At 31.1% G+C, this 636-nt stretch carries 1 protein-coding gene; it reads left to right on the plus strand.

Annotation, left to right across the window (positions count from 1 at the left end; genetic code table 11):
* Window positions 1–153 precede the first annotated feature (153 nt).
* Window positions 154–576 carry a hypothetical protein gene (locus ASU35_RS06935; protein ID WP_058352310.1) on the plus strand — a complete coding sequence of 141 codons (423 nt, stop codon included), beginning with the start codon at window positions 154–156 and terminating at the stop codon, window positions 574–576.
* Window positions 577–636 lie beyond the last annotated feature (60 nt).

Raw genomic sequence — 636 nt, forward strand, 5'->3', positions numbered from 1 at the left:
AGGTTAATGTGTTAAGTTTTCAAAGTGCTATTGGTTGTCCATTTGTCGGGCAACTCATATTATAGTAGTGGGAGGATTTTTATCAAGCCTGTTTGTGTGGATAAGTAGTATACAGCTAAAAAGAAATTATGATCTTCAAATTTAGGGGGTACAATGAAAAAAATTAGTTGTTTTACTTCAATAATAAAGGCAGAAATAATAAAAGCTAATTTCCAATATATAGCATTTATGGTATTGTTTTGTACGGGATTATTGGGATTAGCAATCTACAAAATTTGTGCTTTTTCAGTGGATTATACGGAAATGAGTTTAGATACATATTATTGCGTTGTGTTATTTACAGTGGGTTTGCTTATAGTTTTTCCAGCTGGCATTTGGTTTATTAATATGAAAGAAGCAGCTATAGAAAAAAGTAACCGGGGTTGGCTGTTAATTTGTGTCTCTGAGCAAAATAGAAAACGTATTATAATTGCAAAGCATATTGTAAATATATCTATAGTAGCTTTGTTTTATATACTGCTATTTTTAGAAGCTTCGATAGTTATGAGAGGACGAGGAATGGAAGTTTTATTCTAAGTAGTGTCTGCTGATTAAACTAAAACACTTAATTTTACTGACTTTTACCTCGTTTTCTGC

Origin of the sequence: Acetivibrio ethanolgignens, assembly GCF_001461035.1 — a bacterium.
Classification (GTDB): domain Bacteria; phylum Bacillota; class Clostridia; order Lachnospirales; family Lachnospiraceae; genus Velocimicrobium; species Velocimicrobium ethanolgignens.

Excerpts from the sequence above, each read along its gene's own strand:
- ASU35_RS06935 (WP_058352310.1), top strand. The coding sequence starts at position 154 with ATGAAAAAAATTAGTTGTTTTACTTCAATAATAAAGGCAGAAATAATA.